Source organism: Halobacteriovorax sp. BALOs_7 (assembly GCF_003612895.1).
Taxonomy (GTDB): Bacteria; Bdellovibrionota; Bacteriovoracia; order Bacteriovoracales; family Bacteriovoracaceae; genus Halobacteriovorax_A; species Halobacteriovorax_A vibrionivorans.
Window position 1 is genome coordinate 981,189 of the sequence record NZ_CP027772.1, and the last position, 19,708, is coordinate 1,000,896.

Below are 19,708 nucleotides of genomic sequence, written 5' to 3' on the forward strand. Positions count from 1 at the left end.
GCATCTTCTTATTAAACCAAGATAAGGGGAATTAATGAGACTCCGTAAAGAGCTGCAGGGTGTCAAGCGCATCGTTGTGAAGGTCGGAAGTAACGTAATAACAAAGAAAAACGGTAACTTAGATACGAGAAGATTGAGAAAATTAGTTGAGGATATTTCTGAATTAATTGACTCAGGTATTGAGGTTGTTCTGGTAAGTTCAGGTGCCGTTAGTGTTGGAAAGTCATTTTTGAAGAAACATCTACCACGAAAGGGGCAGATTGATCTTCAACATTCAGCAAGTGCCATTGGCCAGCCAAAATTAATTAATACTTACTCAAGATTATTTGAAGAGAACGAAAAGCTTTGTTCACAGATTTTATTGACTCACGATGACTTTAGAAATCGTAAGAGAAATCTACATGCTAAGCAGAATATTAATGTTCTTCTTAAAAACAATATTACACCAATCTTGAATGAGAATGATTCAATCTCTTTTACTGAGATTGCTCTGGGTGACAATGATCATCTCGCTGCTCAGACCGCGCAAATGATTAACGCTGATGCATTATTAATGATTACATCAACTAATGGTCTTTATGACAAAGACCCAGGTTATCCTGATGCTAAGAGAATTGCAGAAGTTCCATTTGGAAGTGACGTTCTCGATTCGGTTAACTTTCAAGGTAAAACAGCTGTCGGTAAAGGTGGGATGGAGTCAAAAGTTCATGCTGTAACAAAGATTACACCACTTGGGATTAAGGCAATTATCAGCTCTCTTGATGCTGATCGCATTATTCTTGATCCACTGACTAAGGATCTTGGGACATATTTTGCTCCTAAGAATGCTTATGATCCTGAAGAGAGAAAGGCGTGGCTATTATCGATGAAGAAGCCAAATTGCTACATCGAAGTTGATCGCGGTGCTTATAAGGCCCTTAAGAAGAGTAAGTCACTTCTTCCTAAAGGTATTATTGATGTTTACGGAGAATTCTATAAGGGAGACTGCGTGGATATTATCTGTGATGGAGAAGTATTCGCTTCAGGTGTTTGTGAATATGGAAATACTGAAGTTGAACAGATTAAAGGACGCCATAGTGATGAGATTGAAGACTTAATTGGATTTAGAACATCTATTGAAGTCATTCATACGATTAATTTAATTTTAGAACACGATATAATAAAGGAAAATAAAAATGAAAGAATTAGCTAAAACAGTTAGAAAAGCTTCAAAGCAACTATTAAAGCTTAATAAAGAAACAAAAGATTTAATCTTTGATGACCTAATTAAAGGACTAGACTCAAATCGTAAACTTATTCTTGAAAAGAATCAGCTCGATCTTGATGAAGCTTTTAAGAACGATTTAAATAAAGCAATGGTTGATCGTCTTAAGTTATCTGATGAGAGAATTGATGACATTATCAAAGGTGTAAAGACAATCAAGGATCAACCTGAAATTGTCGGTAGCTTCTATGATGAATTTACAAATGACTTAGGACTTAGAGTAAAGAAACAAAGAGTACCAATTGGTGTAATTCTTATGATTTTTGAAAGTAGACCAAACGTCGTTGTCGATTGTGCTGCTCTTGCTCTTAAGTCTTCAAATGCCATTATTTTAAAAGGTGGTAAAGAAGCGAAACATTCAAATGAGATTCTTGGTCAAATTATTCAGGATTCAATTTCAAAGTATGTTGATAAGAATGTAGTCTCAGTATTAGCATCAGATAGTCGTGAACAATTAAACGGTCTTCTTTCTCTTAAAGAAGAAATTGATGTAGTTGTACCACGTGGTGGTCATGGACTGATTAATCATATTTTTGAAAATGCTAAGATGCCTGTTATTGCTCACTATCAAGGGCTATGTCATATGTACATTGATAGCGATGCTGATATTGAAAAGGCCGTAAATCTTGTTGAGAATGCAAAGACACAAAGAACTGGAGTTTGTAATGCGATTGAAACATTACTAATCCATAAAGATATTTTACCAAAAGTTAATGATCAAATTGCTAAGCGTTTACTTGCAAAAGGAACTGAGCTTAGAGTTGACGAAAAGTTTTCTCAAGCAACAAAGGGAGATTTTGTTGCAGCTAAAGATGAAGATTGGTCGACAGAATATTTAGATAATATTCTTTCAATCAAAACAGTTGATAGTTTAGATGAAGCGATTTCACATATTGATGAGTTTGGTAGTAACCACTCTGAGTGTATTGTTTCAAATAACCAAGAAAATTGTGAAACGTTCTTACGTAGTGTTGATGCAAGTTGTGTGATGGTAAATGCTTCTACTAGATTTAATGACGGTGGACAGCTTGGACTAGGTGCTGAACTTGGTATTTCAACGACTAAACTACACGCTTACGGGCCAATGGGTGTTGAGCAGATGACAACATCTCGTTATGTAGTCGTAGGTGATGGTCAGATTAGAAGCTAGGAGATTTCAATGAAGAAGATTGCAGTAATTGGCTGTGGAAACATGGCCGGCGCGGTAGTACGCGCAATGAATGATAGTAATAAAGAAGGAATTGAGTTTCTAACATTTACTCCAAGCAAAACAAGAGCAATAGAACTTGCTAAGGAAGTTGGGGGAAGCGTATTAGAAAACTTAGAAGATGTAGCAAAAGCTGACTACATTATGATTGGTTGTAAACCGCAGCAGTTTTCTGAGTTGGCCAAAATGCTAGAAGGTGTTGATTTAAGTGAGAAGGTGATTATTTCGATTATGGCCGGAATCGGTCAATTGAAAGTAAGTGAACTTCTAAGCGCACCTAAGGTTATACGCTTAATGCCGAGTTTACCTATGGAACACGGAGAAGGAATTTGTCTTCTTCACTATTCTCCAGCTGTTGAAGATAGTGAAAAAGACTTTCTTAGTACAATTCTAAAGAAGAACTCAATGTTATTTGAACTTGAAAATGAAGATGCTTTTGATCAGGTAACAGTCGTCTCTGCATCTGGCCCTGCATATATTTATTATTTCATGGCCGCAATGGAGAAAACCCTAGGAGAGTGGGGCGTCAAAAAAGAAGATCAAAGAGCTCTAGTTGCTCAACTATTTAGAGGAAGTGCCAAGAGTGCACTTCAAAAGTCTGATATGGATCTGGAAGATATGATTGGCCAGGTGACATCGAAGAAAGGTGTGACGATTGAGGCAATCGACAGATTTCGTCGAGATGAGTTAAGTAGTGGAATTCAGGCAGGTTTAGAGCAAGCAGCTAATCGCTCATTCGAAATTAAGAAATCGCTATAACCAATATGTTAGGTATAACCTAATTAGTGGGGTAAGCAATTCTTAATAAATCCAGACAGTGTTAAGGTAGGTATATGAATAATAAAAAAACAGAAAAGTTAGTACAATTAGTTAGTTATGGTGCACTTGAACAGGATCAAAAACCTGCACACCGCGCACCAAAAAGAAAAACTGGTAATGACGAAGGACACGGGAAGGCGCTCAGGCCTTTAGGTTTCGTTCGTAGAAGCCTAATTGAAGATGAGGATAATTGCCTCTCAGTCCTTTAAAAAAGTAAATATTTTTAAATTGATAATTTTTATTAATAAACAAGAGTTCTTTTCTTGCCCGCAATAACTGTGATTGTGGGTTTTATAGACTAAGTACAAGTCGAAAAAGAAAAGGGCTCAAAAAGAAAGGATTGCTAAATGATTGTTTACAGTTTCCTCTTTTTTTTACTCCTGTTCACATTGATTGGAGTTTCTTCAAGTTTTAAAAGTAAGAAAAACAACTCAGATTATCTCCTAGCAGGACATAACACTCCTCCTTGGATGGCCGCTCTTTCAGCGGTTGCCACAAACAACAGTGGTTACATGTTCATTGGTTTAATTGGTTATACTTACACCAGCGGGATTCAGTCTTCATGGATTATGATTGGTTGGATTGTTGGTGACTACATCATGAGTATGTTTGTTCATAAGAAGCTAAGAGAAGTAACAGAAGCCGAAGATTTATTAAGTTTCGGTGGGGTATTATCAAGATGGCAACGAGGAACAAGCTTTAAAAAACTTAGATTCATTGCGGGTCTAATCACGTTTATTTTCTTAGGTGTTTATGCTGCTGCCCAATTTAAGGCCGGTTCAAAAGCACTACATGTTCTTTTTGGATGGGACTATAGTACTGGTGCAATTATTGGTGCCATTATTGTTTTCGCTTACTGTCTATCAGGTGGTATTAGGGCCTCAATTTGGACCGATGCTGCTCAGTCTTTCGTTATGATTGTCGCTATGGGGATGCTCTTTGTAGTAGGTGTTAACGAAGTTGGTGGTTATGGACAATACGTTGATAAGCTAAATGCAGTTTCACCTGGTTATTTAAGTTTCATGCCTACTGGCCTTGAAGTTGGCGGCGCCTCTGGTGTCTTCCTCTTTATCCTTGGATGGGTATTTGCAGGATTTGGTGTAATTGGCCAGCCACATATTATGATTCGTTTCATGACTATTGATGATACGAAACACATGAATAAAACAAGAATGTATTACTATGCATGGTTCATCGCATTTACTGTTATGACTATTGGAGCAGGGCTTACAGCTAGATTACTTCTGCCAAATTCAGCTAACTTTGATGCTGAACTTGCTCTTCCAATGATGAGTCAAATGCTTCTTCCTGAGATTTTAATTGGTGTTGTTCTAGCTGGTATTTTTGCAGCAACAATGTCGACAGCTGACTCTCAGGTACTAAGTTGTTCAGCGGCATTTACGAGAGATTTAATGCCAAAGAAATCAGATAATGTTTATTTAACAAAATTAGCGACAGCATTAACAACAATTATTGCATTAGTTGTTGCGCTATATGGAAGTAAGAACGTATTTGAATTAGTTCTTCTTTCTTGGTCGATTCTAGCAGCTTGTTTTGGACCTCTACTCTTTGTTTATGCAATGAAGAAGCAGGTTTCAGAGTTTACAGGAATTGCCATGATGGTAATTGGTGGTGCTACGACAGTTATTTGGATGGTACAAGGCCTTGGTGGAATCATTTATGAAGTTGCACCAGGAATTGTTATGGGTCTAATAACTTACCTAGTTCTGTCACAGACGAAGTTCAATGATATAATTTCATCTAACAAGGTGAAAGACGCCAGAACTCAGCAAGCGGCAGAATTTGGAAATGATGGATCTCAAGAATTTAGTAGTTAGTTATTTATATCCTATTACAGTTACCCTCCTATTTTTAGGAGGGTATTTCTTTGTTCTTTTAAATATTAAAAGAGTAGAGAGAAAGAAATTAAGAGGCATCAAGAGAAGAGATATCATTGATGCCGTTGAGACAGATTCTCCGGTTGATGATCAGGAGAAGGAATTAAAGTCACAGGGAGCTGAAGGTATTGAAGGCCGCTTCTCGTTTATGACAAGAGCACTTCCAATACTAATTTTTATTCTTTGGTCGATTTTTGTTTCAATTCCTTATCTTGGAAAGATTCCAACAGTCTATGTCTCATTGATTGCAGCAATTGTTTCAGTTATTGCCGGTTTTTCTCTAAGACCATTTTTAGAGAACCTCTTTGCTGGAGTTATTATATCTTTCTTCAAGTCTATTAAGATTGGAGATACAGTAACGATAGATGATAACTACGGGATTATAGAAGAGATCGGACTAACTTATTCAGTTGTAAAAAAATGGAATTGGATTCGTGTTGTTATTCCAAATTCAAAACTTCTACAAAAAGAAATTTTGAATTACACGATTAATGACAGCTTTGTTTGGACCCATATTTCATTTTTCATTGCTCCTGGAACGGACCTTGAAAGGGTGAAAGAGATAGGAACAATGGCAGCAAAGAAATCATCGTATTATTGCGATGTTGAGGACCCAACAATGTGGGTGATGAATTTAGAAAAAGATGCTGTTGAATGCTGGTTGGCCGCTTGGGCGGAAAACCCATCAGAAGCATGGGAGCTTAGAAACGATATGAGAACAATGCTTTATGCAGAGTTTCAAAAAGAAGGTATCGATTTCCACAAGTTTAATATTAGTAAGCAAGAAAGGTAGTTATTATGTTTAAAAAATTATTTCAAAACTTTATTGAACGCACGACAAAAATTGTCTTATTCGTTCTAAACCAAGTTTTCCCAATTTCTTCTAATTCTTAGAAGCTTAAAAAATCAAAAGAATTGATTATTTTTAGTTAGTTAGGACCTAGTCTTAGGTTTTTGCTAATTTATGTTCAACTTGTTAAGCTAGGAGACGAATTTAATGATTAGGGGTATAAGCTTGGAGAAACTCAAGGACATTAATTGGAACCACCTATATTGCTTCTATGAAGTAGCAAAGGTCCAGTCTTTAAAAAAAGGCGCACAAATTATTGGAACCTCGTCTCCAACACTAAGTGAACAACTTAAACGCCTCGAAAATAAATTCAATATGAAGCTCTTTAATCGTAGCTCAAAAGGCCTAACTCTTACTCAAGAAGGGATGCAATTATTTGAGCGCACTAAGGGGATCTTTGAAGAGGGAAGTAAACTTCTTGAACATTTCTCGGAAGATGTTGTTGGTGGTTACCCTGTTTCTATCGGAATAGAAGAAACAATTTCTCACGACTTAGCGACAGAGTTCGCTTCTCAATATTGGGACCTCTACACTCAATACGGTACCGTTAATACACTTCGCCAAGTTGGACATGATATTCTCGTTGATAACCTGTTACAAGGTTATATTGACTGGGGAATTTCTCTAAGAAAGCCGAAAAGAAAAAGCTTAGAAGTTGCTGAAATTGGCTCATTCGAGCTTGTATTCTGCTGTTCAAAAGATCTCTATGGAAAGTTCCGTGATCACAAGGACCTACTAGTTAATATTCCATTTGCCGAAAGTAATTGGGATAAGACTCTTAATAAAGTTATTTATCAGCATCTTAGAAAGAATGGAATTGTTCCAAAGGAAAAGGTCTATAGCGATCATTTGGACTTTGTTCATAAGCTATGTGCCCGTGGCCGTTGTGTTATGTTCTTACCAAAGAATCCACTAGAGGATTATGAAGGTATTAAGACATTTCGCGTAGGTGAGCCAATTAGAATGTCTTTATATGCGATTTGGAAGAAGTCTGATGAAGGACTTATCTCAATTAGAAAACTTGAAGAGTTAATTCAGGCGAAGCTTTCTAATGTTCCTGAGCGTTATGAAGATGTTGATCTTCAGATTGAAGTCTCAGACGTCTCAGATGAGCTACTGAAGTAAACTTGAGGGTTTTGGTTTTGTCTAATTAGGCCAATACTGCATTCCTTTTGTCATTTATTTCATCGTAGAATTTCTCTATGAAAACTAAAATGTCAAAATCAATTAATACTTTAATAATCTTATCAACACTATCAATCATCATTAGCTGTGGACAGTCTCCAAAGCGCGTTGAAAGTAATGATATCAATAATGGTAGTAATACTATTTCTTATGAATACGACGATGATATTCGCCATGAGATGGAGTTATATCAGAATAAGCATGTAAAAAAATGGATCACTTATTTTGCCTCCAAAGACCGCGAAAGGTTTCAGCGCTTCATTGAAAGAGGGATGTATTATAAAGAAGTAATTCAAACAGTTCTTGAAGAAGAGGAGCTACCTTATCAGCTATATTATCTTCCTCTAATTGAAAGTGGATTTAATCAAAGAGCATTGTCACATGCTGGGGCGGTTGGACCTTGGCAATTTATTAAGGGAACTGGCCGTCGCTATGGTTTAGCAGTCAATCGCGTAGTTGATGAAAGACATGATCCAATTCATAGTACTGAAGCGGCCACAAAGTATTTAAAAGATTTATATAATGTCTTCAATTCTTGGGAGCTTGCAATTGCAGCTTATAATTGCGGTGAAATTAGAGTTCTTCGTGCCATTATGAAAGGAAGGACAAGAAATTTTTGGGAGCTCGTTGATCGTAAACTTCTTCCAAGAGAGACGAGAAATTATGTTCCAAAGTTTTTGGCCGCTGCCTATGTTGGAGAAAACTTGGAAGAGTTTGGCTTTGATACAAATGCAATTGCTGAAGTCGAAAAATATCCTGACTTAAAGCTTATTGAAGTACCTGGCGGTGTAAGGCTAGCTGAAGTAGCCAAGCACTTTGAAGTTGATCGTAAAGAGTTAGAAAGAATTAATCCTGCTTTAAAATATAAACGAACACCTAATTGGATTAGAAGTTATGCTGTTTGGCTTCCTCGAAATGACTATACAAACGTAGAAGAAATTCAAAAGAAGCTTTCTTCAAATCGTCAGTGGGGAAAATTAAACTCATTTCCAACTCGCTACAAAGTTAGAAGAGGGGACTCTCTAATTCGTATTGCTAGAAAGTATAAGATCTCTTTAAAAAGATTAAAAAGAATAAATGGAATTAAAGGAAGTCGCATTTATCCGGGACAAAAACTAACTCTACGCTTAGATGAGTACAAGGGTGTCGTTGGGAAGAAAGTATACTTTGTTAAGAAGAATGACTTCTTAGGAAAGATTGCAAGACGTCATGGATTATCTGTGTCCTATCTTAGACGCTTAAATGGTTTATACTCTAACCGAATTTATATAGGGCAAAAACTTGATGTAACAAAAGGTGTCCGTACATTTCGTTATCGCGTTAAAAGAGGAGATAGCCTCTCTCGCATTGCAAGACTGTATAACACGACGGCGAGGGAAATTAGAAGACGTAACTCATTATCTTCAAATAACCTCTTTATAGGTCAGATGTTGCGCATCTAAATATTTGCTATTGTTGAAAAAAAACGAGACATTTTTTAAAGCTTCCTGATAAGATTTGTCTGATGTTACGTTACGCCAGACTTACATTACTAATTGCATTCTTTGCAAGCTTCTTAGCTGCAACGATTCATACCCACGATGACTCTCATGAAATATCAAATATCCATGATAGTTGTAGCGTGTGTCTTCATGGAAAAAGAATCAGCTGTCTTGATTCTCCTGATCTTGAATCAACTTTAATTGTAAGTGCGACTGATGTTGAAGTTGCTGGTCCATTTATCACATCTGATGAACCACTTTTCTATTTAGATTTAACTTCTATCACTCTTCGCGGTCCCCCTAGTCTTATTTCATAATCCCATTTAATTTAAATTTTTATTTATTATTTATGAAATAACAAAGAGGTTACTTTGAAGAATTATATTATTACATCACTTTTAACACTTGGTGCTCTTAGTGCATCAGCTCAATCAACATCATTATCAGACACATCCAGAGGAAACGGCTTTAATCCATCAATTGGCCTAAATGCACTAACTCTTTATAAGAACTCTGCTCGTGATAATGATCATGACGGCTTCCAGTTACAAGAAGCAGAAATTCAATTTAGTGCAGATGTTGATGCATACTTTAGAGCAGAAGCAACTTTTGCAATTCACCCTGAACATGAAGAAGAGGAAGAAGCTGGACATGAAGGCCATGGTTATGCTTTTGAACCAGAAGAGATCTTTGCTGAAACGATTTCAATTCCTGATGTGACGGTTAAAATTGGTAAGTTCTATACTCAATTTGGTAAGTACAATATGGTTCATACGCACGCACAGCCATTTATTTATCGTGGTGTCGTTCAAGAGTATATGTTTGGTGAAGAAGGTCTAAATGAAGTTGGAGTTGGCGTTTCAACAATGCTTCCACTTCCATGGTTTAGTGACCTTACAGTTCAGTTCATTCAACCATCAAATGAAGAATTATTTCATGAGGATCCACACTCAATTGCAACAGTTGCAAACTTGAAAAACCTTTGGGACTTATCTGAGTCTCTAACATTAGAGTGGGGGCTTTCTGGTCTATACTATAATCACAGAAGCTTACCAACTGAATTAAGAAACCGTACGACTGTTCTTGGTTCAGACCTTACTTTTAAGTGGAAACCAGTTAAGAAAGGAAAGTACTCTTCATTTGTTTGGTCGACAGAATTCATTCACAAGGATATTCAAGGTGAAAATGAGTTAAAGAACGGTGGTGTTTCAACATTCTTCCGCTATCAGTTAGCACAACGTTGGTATGCACAATCTCAGTATGAATACCTAGGTCTATTTGCTGATGAGAGCCTAACAGATACAAATGTTTATACTGGTCTAATTGCTTTTGTTCCTACTGAATTCTCGTCTCTAAGAGTACAATACGATGATATTCATGATGGTGAAGATCGCCCTGAAAAAAGAGTCTCTCTCCAGCTAAGCTTTAGTATTGGTGCCCATCCGGCCCATGTATACTAGGGGATAGAAGATGAAGAGATTATTGATTTATTTGGTGTTGAGTTTATTCTCAATAGCAAGTCTCGCTCAAGTACGAGTAGTGACGACAACGACTAATTTAGCTGATGTTGTAGAAAAAATAGGTGGAGAGAGTGTTTCGGTACTCTCTCTTGCTAAAGGGACTCAAGATCCACATTTCTTAGAAGCTAAGCCTAGCTATACTTTTAAATTAGCAAAAGCTGATCTTCTCGTTAATATTGGTGCAGGTCTTGAAAGTGGATGGCTTCCTTTAATTATTAGAGGAAGTCGAAACCCTAGTATTAGAGATGGCCAAAGAGGACGTTTTGAAGCAGCAGATATTGTCTCATTAAAGCAAGAGCATAAGGGAGAGATTAGTCGAGCTCAAGGTGATGTTCACCCTGAAGGAAATCCTCACTTTATGCTTTCTCCAACTAAGGCCCTTGAGGTTGCAAAGGCGATTAAGGATAAGCTTTCTCTTATTGATTCAAAAAATACATCTCGCTATGAAGAAAATTTCAAGCGCTTTGAGAATCAAATGAAGAGCAAGATCAAAGAGCTAAAAAGTGTAATTAAGAGTGGGACTCATATTATCACTTATCACAGAACTTTAACTTACTATTTAGATGAGTTTGGTATTCATATTAAAAATGTTCTTGAGCCTAAACCTGGAATTCCTCCAACAGCTTCTCATATCATTAAAGTGATAAAAGAGATGAAAGAAGAAGGGATTAGAACTATTGTCGTTGAAAATTACTTCGATTCTAGTGTGGCAAAACGAATTAAAACGAGCATTAAAGATGTTAAAATTAATATCGTTCCAGTGGCCGTAAATGGAAATGATAAGGCAAAAGATATTTTCTCTCTATATGATGAATTAGCTAAAGCTTTAAAGGAATAAATATGGAAATCATCTCGTTCTTAGCAGCTCCTTTTGTTATGTGTTTAATCCTGGTGGGGATTCACTGCTATTTAGGATTACATGTGCTTAAGCGCGGGGTGATTTTTGTTGATCTTTCATTAGCTCAAGTTGCGAGTCTTGGATCAACTGTCGCATTACTTTTTCATTTAGATCACCATAGTTCACTTAATTACTTTATATCCCTTGGCTTCACGTTTGTAGCAGCAGGATATTTTGCATGGGCAAAGAAGTATGAAAAGTATATTTCGCAAGAAGTTCTAATTGCCCTTGTATATGCTTTTGCTTCATCTGCTGTTCTTTTAGTTGTTAATATGATGGCCCATGGAGCTGAACATATAAAAGAAATCCTTGTTGGAAAAATCCTTTGGGTAACATGGATGGATGTTCTAAAGACAGGGGGGATCTATTCAATTGTTGCTTTAATTCATTATATTTTTAGAAAACAAATAATAGCAGCTAGTATGGAAAAGTCAGACTCATCTAGCTTCTGGGACTTTGTGTTCTTCTCTCTATTTGGTGTTGTGATAACATCCTCAGTTGGGATTGCAGGTATTTTACTTGTCTTCTCATTTCTTGTGGTACCAGCTCTTTTAAGCAGCAATCTTGTAAGCTCTCTAAAAGGACAACTTCTTTTAGGTTGGATCATAGGAACGATACTTAGCTTTATTGGTATGACCTTGAGTTATGTTCTTGATCTTCCTGCTGGAGCAATCATCGTTGTGGTATTTACAGTTCTTCCAATCTTTGTACTACCGTTTATATTACGAAAAAAGATCGCTACTTAATTTGAATCTTTAACATAATTTAGTTTCGAGACTTTAAACTCATGTCGAAGAGCCTTCTAATAATGCTTTTAGGAGGCCTTATGAAAATATCATATTTATTTTTTTTAGTTGTATTTCTTTTAAATTTCTTTATTCCAAATGATGCCCTTGCTGTAAAAAACGAAGGGCTAGACAGTATTGTCACAGGTATTGATGTTAATGGTAATGAGTCAAGTTGTTTGCGTATGGTACAGCCTCTTTATTGTTCGATGGAAATTCAAGTAGGTGATTTGCATGGACTAGACTGTCGTTCAAGAGGATTTAAGGCCGTTCAATGTGGATGCCACAATTTTGTTTGCGTTGAATATGAAACAGAGACAGTTGTTGGTGTTGATCGCCAGGGAATGAAAAGATCTTGTCGCCCTATGAAGGAAGGAGCATCTTGTACAGAAATTTTTACTGAAGATGAGGCATTCGCTGAGCGATGTCAGGAAAAAGGTGGAGTAGCCGTTGCATGTGGATGTCATGATTATATTTGTGTGAAAAATTAACCTATCTTAAATTCTCATATTGTTTCATTAGAGAGATAACTTTCTTTATCAAATATAAATTACATCTCACTGAGAAAGGGAAAACAAGGATGATTATGGAAGCATTACAAAATGAATTAAAAACGGGAAAGGTTAAATTTTTTAATGAAGCAAAAGGTTTTGGATTTATTAAGCCAGATACAGGAGACGGGGACTTATTTGTTCATATTTCTGCTGTCGAATCAGGTAACAAACTAGCTAATGATGACAAAGTGACATATATGATTGGAGAAGGAAGAAGAGGCCCATGTGCAATGAAAGTTAAGAAGGCTTAACTTTCTTTTTCAATTAAACTTGATGTGAGAAAAGAGGGGCATTGGCCCCTTTTTTTTATTTATTTTCTTTAATATCTTTACAAGACCAATCAAAAGAGTGAACTCCATGTTCTGGAACTCTAGCAAATGTCCAAATATTACCATTAATCCCTGGGGCAACATGATCTAGGCGAAAACGAAAGTTTCCTGTCGTAAACGATTCTACTTTCTTGTTGTATTTAGGAATATAATTTACCTTCTTTATAAAAGAATACTCATTATTTTGATTTAGATCATCGACGAATACTTCAACTTCGTGAAACGGAGTATTTCGACCAAATCGCGACTCATAAATTATTGCATCAGTAACTTTCGAGCTCATGTCATAATTTACGCAATGGTATAGCTCTTTTCTTTTAGGTGTAAGACCTGCCAATGTATTTAGTGATACAAAAATAAGTGCGCTTAAGATTATCGATTTCATAAATTCTCCTTTGGGGTAGCTTTAATTTTAAGGGCAATTCGAATTTAAGTGAAATTAACTTATCTAAGAAAATATTTCTTCCGATTTTCTAACAAAGTATTTCATTGAGGAGGTATTTATGGAATTCTTAGAGCTTATTTTACTGATTATGTCGGCCTATTATATTTGGCGTAGGCCTCAATTTCAAAAAAGGGCAGAAAATCTTTTAATTGGAGCTACTTTTATTATGTTCTTTGTTTGGTTTGTAGCGACTAAGCATATGATCCTTCCTCCAGGAAATTACTAATGTCAGGCAAAACTGAGCGCTTTTACAATATTGTCTCTCTTGCAACGATTGCTCTGGTTGTTCTTCCTATTGGTATCGCAAGTATTGTTCTAGGTTTCGGATTTGGCGATAATCCTTGTATTCTTTGTTGGCAAGAAAGAGCTGTTATGATGTTCATCAGTTTGACGACACTCTTTATTTTGCGCTACGGCCTAAGACCAAAGTACTTGGCCTTACTTATTTTCTACTGTGCAATTGGAATCTTTATGTCCTTACGCCATACTGGCGGTCATTTTTTAAGAGATATTGGACAGGGCTTTGCACTTGAGATTCTAGGATTCCATACATACAGTTGGGGTATTTTTATTTATTGGATGATTTTTATATGCTTGGCCATCATTCTTGGCTTCTTTGGAGGTAACCTTGTTGATAACGAGGACGGAGAAGTACGATACCTTACTAAGCTGCAGGGAAGTGCTTTTGTTATCTTTTTCATCGTTCTTGGAATTAACTCCATACAAGCGATTACACAAGTTGGGCCACCGCCATTTATTGGACAAAGTGATCCAATACGTTTCTCATGGACCCCAAAAGATTGGAAATGGTCGACACAGTCGTGGGCAAATCTTATGCGTCCTATGAGTTTACGTGGTAAGTATCATGTTGAAAAACCTGTTGTTAAGACTCAGGCCAAAAGAGATATTGCTATGTTTGAAAGTGGTGATGAGTTAATTAAAGTTAAGGAAGTAAAACTTCCTGAAACGATCATTGGTAATATTACAGACATTGATTATCATCCAAAATCGAAATTATTTGCTCTTGTTACAGATCAATTCTACATTTATATCCTCGATGATAAATTAAGTGATCTAAAAGCTTACGTCCACCTGGATAATCTCTTTAGTATCGAAATAAAGACTCTCACAGCAGTTTCCTTTATTGATCGTAATCGATTGATGGTTACGGGAATTAATAAGAGTTATGTCATTTTAAAATTGGATAAAGAGGCTAAGTTAAAGAATCAATATGCGACTTTTAAAGATGGTACTGATGGAATTTTAGAAACTCGGCGAGGACGGTTTTCAACAGTACGCTCTAAATATGCATATATTCAAAGTTTAACCTTTGATCGCGAAACAAATGAATTTGTTACCTTAAGTGTTCCTAATAAGAAATTCAATAAGATCATTGCGACAAGATTTTCTTCTATAGACTATATGCTTAGTAGTGAAAAGGAAGTCTTTACTAATGAAAGTGAATTTCAGCCTCATGTGACGAGTTTGAAAATCTATGATTCCATTGCCTATGGGCTTGCTCCTGATAATAGAGAAATCATTATTTCAGATAATAATTTCTCTTCTTTTACTGGATCCATTCTCTTGCCTGTTAATGGTGACTACAGGGGAGTGGTTATCTTTGAAAAAGATCAATTCATTATTATTGATGGCAATATCGCAAGCTACTTTATTAATTAGAACTAAGTGCTTTTATGATCTCTTCATTCTTTGTACGATCTTTGTAATTAATATGGATATCACTATAAGTAATCTTATCTCCATCTATAACAAATACTGCAGGATGGGCCACCATATGATGTGTTTCTCCAGAGTCTGCTTCTACATCAATTTGATATGATTGTTTGTATTTCTTTACGAGTTCATCATCAATTTTATTCACAATATTAAAGGCCAATAAACTTTGTGCTTTAGGATCACTAATAACATCGAAAGTGAATTTATTTTTATCTTTCATTTTCTTTGCAACTGCAGCTCGATCGACACTTATAACTAAGATTTGTGAGTTGTTGTCGATTTTACTCATAACTTCTGATTGCACACTCTTTAATTGCTTTATGCAGTACGGGCACCATGAACCACGATAGAAAATCAGAGCGGTCTTTTTATCTAGATTATCTAATTGATATTCTTTTCCTGTGATAGATTTTAGAGCTAGATTTGGGACCTTCTCACCGGCCTTTAGACCTATTTCAGATGCAAAACAACTTAAAGACAGTAATAAAATGATTATATATTTCATTTTTTCTCCATTTTCTTCCCTTGAGCTAGACGGACAAAGGGAAATTCTATATTGTTGCCCTGTGAAAAAATCATTCTTTCAATTCACATTCCTTGAGCTACAAGAGTTATTGAGTTCTAAAGGCTTAAATTCGTCTGGCGCAAACCTTCTTTACAATTGGTATTATAAGAAGAAAAACGCATATAGCAAAGAAATCCAAGATATTGCGAAATCAACTTTAAGTTTTATCAATGAAAACTTAAGTTTTTCTTTGCCTAAGGTCGCAATGGTTCAAGAGGCCAACGATCGTACCGTTAAATTTCTCTTTGAATTAGAAGATGGTAATAAAGTTGAAAGTGTTCTTATCCCATTTCATAAGAAGTATTCGATCTGTCTGTCTTCTCAGGTTGGCTGTGCGATGAAATGCTCTTTTTGCTTTACTGGTAAGCAGGGCCTAAAAAGAAACCTAAAGGCCTATGAGATTATAGGTCAGTTTCTAGCGGCATGGCATTGGCTTAAAGAGAATCGCCCTGGAGAAGAGCGCATCTTAAATATTGTCTTCATGGGACAAGGTGAGCCTCTACATAATTTTGATGAGGTGAAAAAAGCATGTGATATTTTTACTTCACAATATGGAACTTCAATTGGCCATCAAAAAATTACCATATCAACAAGTGGATATATACCGGGATTAAAGAGATGGAAGGATGAAATACCTGGAGTTAACCTGGCCTTATCTCTACATTCTGCATTTGATGAGATTCGAAATGAACTTATCCCAATAAATCAGCGCTATCCATTAGAAGAAGTTCTCGAGTACATTGATAATATCCCATTAAGATATAAGCAATTTGTTACTTATGAATATTTATTAATAAAGGACTTAAATGATGGAGAAAGGGATGCAAGAGCGCTAGGGAACTTGCTTCAAAATAGAAGGGCCATTATTAACCTGATTCCGTTCAATGAATTTCCTGGAGCACAATACAAGCGTCCGAAAGAAGATAATATTCTTAATTTCAAAGAAATCCTCGATACTTACTCTATTCCAACTCTTGTTCGTACAACCAAGGGTGATGATGTCTTGGCCGCATGTGGTCAGCTCAATACTAAATGATCTAATTTTAGTACAAAACCTTAAAATATATGTACTTTTAATAGGACGGAATTCCCACTATTCTTTTAGTAAATAAAAGGAGTCGAAATGGGACGTTTAGTAGATGGAAAATGGATAAAAACCTCAATCATAACAAGTGATGATGATGGCGCTTACGATCGTATTCCTCGATCATTTAGAGATACGATTTCAAAAGATCACGACACTTTTAAGCCTGAGTCTGGCCGCTATCATCTCTATGTAAGCTACGCTTGTCCTTGGGCCCATCGAACTTTAATCTATCGAAAGCTCAAGGGGCTTGAAGAGCATATCAGTGTAAGTGTTGTCTCTCCAGATATGTTAGATATGGGATGGACTTTTGAAACTAATATTTCAGGGGCCACTGGTGATGACTTATATGGCCTAAATTACCTGCAAGAGATTTATACTAAAGCTGATCCAGAAGTGAGCACTAGTGTTACTGTTCCAGTCTTATGGGATAAGAAGACACAGAGAATCGTAAATAATGAATCATCTGAGATTATTCGTATTTTTAATAAAGAATTTAATGAGCTAACAGGTAATACTGATGATTACTATCCTAAAGAGCTAGCTAGTGAAATCGATGAGCTAAATGATTTTATTTATCCAAATATAAATAACGGAGTTTATCGTAGTGGCTTTGCAAAGAAGCAAGAAGCTTATGAATCCGCTGTTACTAGTTTGTTTGATGCTTTAGATAAAGTTGAAGAGAAATTAGAAGGAAATCGTTTTCTCTTAGGAGAAAGGTTAACCGAAGCAGACCTTCGTTTGGTTCCAACTCTTCTTCGTTTTGATTGCGTTTATGTGACCCACTTCAAATGTAATCTTAAACGAATAAAAGATTACAAAAATTTATCTCGTTATCTCAAGGAACTTTATGAGATGAAGGCGATAAGTGAAACAACGAATTTTGAACATATTAAAAGACATTATTTTTATAGCCATGAGGATATTAATCCATATCGAATTGTCGCTCTTGGCCCTTCGGAAATTATATAGGTGATTTTATGAGTAAAAAAGAATTAGCATATATTATTGATCCACCTCCTAAACACTGGGTTGGTAATGGCTTTCATGTCCACACAATGTTTCATCCTGGACATAATCTTTATAAATATACGACACCATTTCTTATGATGGACTTTGCTGCTCCTAAGAAATTTGCTCCAACAAAAGCAAAACGTGGAGTCGGAGAACATCCCCATCGAGGATTTGAGACCGTTACGTTTGCTTTTGGTGGAGAAGTTGAGCACAGAGACTCAAGTGGTGGCGGAGGAGTCATTGGAAAAGGTGATGTCCAGTGGATGACTGCTGCAAGTGGTGTTGTACATGAAGAATTTCATTCTCAGAAGTTTAGTGAAGAGGGTGGCGTTTTTGAAATGGTACAGCTTTGGGTAAATCTTCCAAGCGAGTACAAAATGACGTCGCCAAGATATCAAGGCGTAAAAGGAGAAACTTTTCCAAGGATTCATCCTGCTCAAGGAGTTGAACTAAAATTAGTTTCAGGAAATTATTTAGGAGAAGTGGGTCCTTGTAAAACGTTTTCTCCAATAAATCTTATTCAAACAGATATGGAAGAAGGTTCTAACTTCTCGCTTTCTTTAGAAGATAAAACAAACTTACTTGTTCTCGTTAGGAAGGGAAGTGTTTCTTTAAATGGTAATGAAGTTAACGAACATCAATTAGCAATTTTTCATAGGGATGGCCAAGAGGTTGAGGTATCGAGTAAAGTGGGGGCAGAGCTTTTAATAATGAATGCCGTTCCAATTGATGAGCCTGTCTTTTCACACGGCCCTTTTGTTATGAGTACAAAAGAAGAAATTATTCAAGCTTTTGAAGATTACCAATCAGGCAAAATGGGACACCTCAGTTAATGGATTTTCCTTCTCAAGATATTGAAGCAACTCAAAAGAAAATAAGTCAGAAAGAATTTATTGCATTAATGGCCGCACTAATGTCATTTGCGGCCTTAGCTATTGATTCGATGTTACCGGCCCTAAACTTAATTGGAGATAGCTTAGGTGTCGTTAATCCCAATGATAACCAAATGGTTATTTCATTTATATTTATCGGGATGGGAATTGGGCAATTATTATTTGGGCCAATTTCTGATGCCATCGGTAGAAAGCCTTCAATGTATATTGGTATAGGAACTTTCTTCTTTGGTTGTATAATATCTTATAGTGCAACAACATTTAATCTAATGTTGTTAGGAAGACTTATACAAGGTTTAGGGGCAGCATCAGCTAAGATTATTTCAACAGCGATGGTAAGAGATCGTTTCTCTGGAAATGTCATGGCAAAGACGATGTCTTTAATTATGATCATATTTGTCCTCGTTCCAGCTCTTGCGCCAACTCTAGGCCAATTAATTCTAAGCTTTGGAGGATGGCGAGATATATTTCTCTTTATGATCTTTTTGGCGATCATTAATTTCGCTTGGTTCAGTACGAGACAAGAAGAAACATTAATTGAAGAGTATCGCAGGCCTCTTTCTTTTTCTAAGATTAAAGAAGCAACTCTAGAAACCGTTAAGCACCCTGCTACTGTTGGTTACACTCTAGCAGCTGGCTTAGTATTTGGTGCTTTTATTGGCTACTTAAATTCATCTCAACAAATTTTACAATTAAAATATGGACTCGGTGATAAATTTCCAATTGCTTTTGGTGTTTTAGCATTGGCCATTGGACTATCTTCATTTTTAAATTCAAAACTTGTTGAAGAAATGGGGATGAGAAAGCTTTGTGAAACAGCTCTTACAGTTCTTACTATTGTCGCAATTATATTTAATATTATTGTTTACTTCACAAATGGAAATCCATCGTTTTATTTATTCTATGGTTTTCTGCTTCTTTGTTTATTCAACTTCGGTCTATTATTTGGGAACTTCAGTGCTTTGGCCCTCGAGCCTATGGGGCATATTGCCGGAACAGCAAACTCTGTTATAAGCTCTGTCCAGATTCTTATTTCAGCTCTTATTGGTTCCACTATTGGGCAATTGTATAATGAAACGGTAACGCCTATCGCAATAGGCTTCTTAGTTTGTAGCATGCTATCTCTTTTCATCGTAAAAAAAGTAAAATAGATAGACGATTAAAGTAAAATTTGGTCTCA

The 19,708-nt window shown here is 36.2% G+C and carries 22 protein-coding genes; 20 read left to right on the forward strand and 2 right to left on the reverse strand.

Annotated elements, in window-relative coordinates; translation table 11 throughout:
* Window positions 1-34: 34 nt before the first annotated feature.
* The 14 genes from proB to BALOs_RS04895 all read left to right on the forward strand — a co-directional run bounded on the left by proB (window position 35) and on the right by BALOs_RS04895 (window position 12,712).
* Window positions 35-1,192, forward strand: a complete 1,158-nt coding sequence (gene proB, locus BALOs_RS04830; protein WP_115360931.1) for a glutamate 5-kinase — start codon at window positions 35-37, stop codon at window positions 1,190-1,192.
* On the forward strand, window positions 1,176-2,414 hold the full coding sequence (locus tag BALOs_RS04835) for a glutamate-5-semialdehyde dehydrogenase (protein WP_115360929.1): 1,239 nt from the start codon (window positions 1,176-1,178) through the stop codon (window positions 2,412-2,414). The genes proB and BALOs_RS04835 overlap by 17 nt, the downstream gene beginning before the upstream one ends.
* Before the next feature lie 9 nt (window positions 2,415-2,423).
* On the forward strand, window positions 2,424-3,230 hold the full coding sequence (locus BALOs_RS04840; protein WP_120404461.1) for a pyrroline-5-carboxylate reductase: 807 nt from the start codon (window positions 2,424-2,426) through the stop codon (window positions 3,228-3,230).
* 74 nt (window positions 3,231-3,304) lie between these two features.
* Window positions 3,305-3,499 (forward strand): hypothetical protein, encoded by a 195-nt coding sequence (locus tag BALOs_RS04845; RefSeq protein ID WP_115360925.1) that lies wholly within the window; start codon window positions 3,305-3,307, stop codon window positions 3,497-3,499.
* A 138-nt stretch (window positions 3,500-3,637) separates the two neighbouring features.
* The gene (locus BALOs_RS04850; protein ID WP_115360924.1) at window positions 3,638-5,128 is read left to right on the forward strand and encodes a sodium/proline symporter; all 1,491 of its coding nucleotides are present in this window, start codon (window positions 3,638-3,640) and stop codon (window positions 5,126-5,128) included.
* Window positions 5,100-5,981 carry a mechanosensitive ion channel family protein gene (locus BALOs_RS04855; protein WP_120404462.1) on the forward strand — a complete coding sequence of 294 codons (882 nt, stop codon included), beginning with the start codon at window positions 5,100-5,102 and terminating at the stop codon, window positions 5,979-5,981. The genes BALOs_RS04850 and BALOs_RS04855 overlap by 29 nt, the downstream gene beginning before the upstream one ends.
* Before the next feature lie 222 nt (window positions 5,982-6,203).
* Complete coding sequence (locus BALOs_RS04860) at window positions 6,204-7,163, forward strand: LysR family transcriptional regulator (RefSeq protein ID WP_158536829.1); 960 nt, start codon at window positions 6,204-6,206, stop codon at window positions 7,161-7,163.
* 77 nt (window positions 7,164-7,240) lie between these two features.
* Window positions 7,241-8,665 (forward strand): lytic transglycosylase domain-containing protein, encoded by a 1,425-nt coding sequence (locus BALOs_RS04865; protein WP_115360918.1) that lies wholly within the window; start codon window positions 7,241-7,243, stop codon window positions 8,663-8,665.
* A gap of 62 nt (window positions 8,666-8,727) precedes the next feature.
* Window positions 8,728-9,021 carry a hypothetical protein gene (locus BALOs_RS04870; protein WP_115360916.1) on the forward strand — a complete coding sequence of 98 codons (294 nt, stop codon included), beginning with the start codon at window positions 8,728-8,730 and terminating at the stop codon, window positions 9,019-9,021.
* A gap of 54 nt (window positions 9,022-9,075) precedes the next feature.
* A complete protein-coding gene (locus BALOs_RS04875; RefSeq protein ID WP_115360914.1) occupies window positions 9,076-10,164 on the forward strand; it encodes a hypothetical protein in 1,089 nt (362 codons plus the stop codon).
* 10 nt (window positions 10,165-10,174) lie between these two features.
* Window positions 10,175-11,062 carry a metal ABC transporter substrate-binding protein gene (locus tag BALOs_RS04880; RefSeq protein WP_120404463.1) on the forward strand — a complete coding sequence of 296 codons (888 nt, stop codon included), beginning with the start codon at window positions 10,175-10,177 and terminating at the stop codon, window positions 11,060-11,062.
* 2 nt (window positions 11,063-11,064) lie between these two features.
* Complete coding sequence (locus tag BALOs_RS04885) at window positions 11,065-11,868, forward strand: metal ABC transporter permease (RefSeq protein ID WP_120404464.1); 804 nt, start codon at window positions 11,065-11,067, stop codon at window positions 11,866-11,868.
* 80 nt (window positions 11,869-11,948) lie between these two features.
* Window positions 11,949-12,398, forward strand: a complete 450-nt coding sequence (locus tag BALOs_RS04890; RefSeq protein WP_120404465.1) for a hypothetical protein — start codon at window positions 11,949-11,951, stop codon at window positions 12,396-12,398.
* A gap of 95 nt (window positions 12,399-12,493) precedes the next feature.
* Complete coding sequence (locus BALOs_RS04895; RefSeq protein WP_120404466.1) at window positions 12,494-12,712, forward strand: cold-shock protein; 219 nt, start codon at window positions 12,494-12,496, stop codon at window positions 12,710-12,712.
* 55 nt (window positions 12,713-12,767) lie between these two features.
* Here BALOs_RS04895 and BALOs_RS04900 read toward each other — a convergent pair whose 3' ends face one another.
* Entirely contained in the window at window positions 12,768-13,175 is a 408-nt protein-coding gene (locus tag BALOs_RS04900) for a hypothetical protein (protein WP_120404467.1), read from the reverse strand.
* Window positions 13,176-13,293: 118 nt separating this feature from the next.
* On the opposite strand from BALOs_RS04900, the gene BALOs_RS15160 reads away from it, so the two are divergent.
* A complete protein-coding gene (locus BALOs_RS15160) occupies window positions 13,294-13,461 on the forward strand; it encodes a hypothetical protein (RefSeq protein ID WP_162929554.1) in 168 nt (55 codons plus the stop codon).
* Window positions 13,461-14,915 (forward strand): disulfide bond formation protein B, encoded by a 1,455-nt coding sequence (locus tag BALOs_RS04905; protein ID WP_120404468.1) that lies wholly within the window; start codon window positions 13,461-13,463, stop codon window positions 14,913-14,915. The genes BALOs_RS15160 and BALOs_RS04905 overlap by 1 nt, the downstream gene beginning before the upstream one ends.
* Here BALOs_RS04905 and BALOs_RS04910 read toward each other — a convergent pair.
* The gene (locus BALOs_RS04910; protein ID WP_120404469.1) at window positions 14,908-15,477 is read right to left on the reverse strand and encodes a peroxiredoxin; all 570 of its coding nucleotides are present in this window, start codon (window positions 15,475-15,477) and stop codon (window positions 14,908-14,910) included. The genes BALOs_RS04905 and BALOs_RS04910 overlap by 8 nt on opposite strands.
* 61 nt (window positions 15,478-15,538) lie before the next feature.
* Between BALOs_RS04910 and rlmN the strand changes: the two genes are divergently transcribed.
* From rlmN to BALOs_RS04930, 4 genes are all read left to right on the forward strand, one after another.
* Window positions 15,539-16,573: a 23S rRNA (adenine(2503)-C(2))-methyltransferase RlmN gene (gene rlmN, locus BALOs_RS04915; protein WP_120405637.1), complete on the forward strand. Its 1,035-nt coding sequence runs from the start codon at window positions 15,539-15,541 to the stop codon at window positions 16,571-16,573.
* 87 nt (window positions 16,574-16,660) lie between these two features.
* Window positions 16,661-17,593 carry a glutathione S-transferase family protein gene (locus BALOs_RS04920; RefSeq protein WP_115360900.1) on the forward strand — a complete coding sequence of 311 codons (933 nt, stop codon included), beginning with the start codon at window positions 16,661-16,663 and terminating at the stop codon, window positions 17,591-17,593.
* 8 nt (window positions 17,594-17,601) lie between these two features.
* Window positions 17,602-18,468: a pirin family protein gene (locus BALOs_RS04925; protein ID WP_120404470.1), complete on the forward strand. Its 867-nt coding sequence runs from the start codon at window positions 17,602-17,604 to the stop codon at window positions 18,466-18,468.
* Window positions 18,468-19,679, forward strand: a complete 1,212-nt coding sequence (locus BALOs_RS04930) for a multidrug effflux MFS transporter (RefSeq protein ID WP_120404471.1) — start codon at window positions 18,468-18,470, stop codon at window positions 19,677-19,679. Before BALOs_RS04925 ends, BALOs_RS04930 begins: the two co-directional genes overlap by 1 nt.
* The last annotated feature ends 29 nt before the right edge of the window (window positions 19,680-19,708 follow it).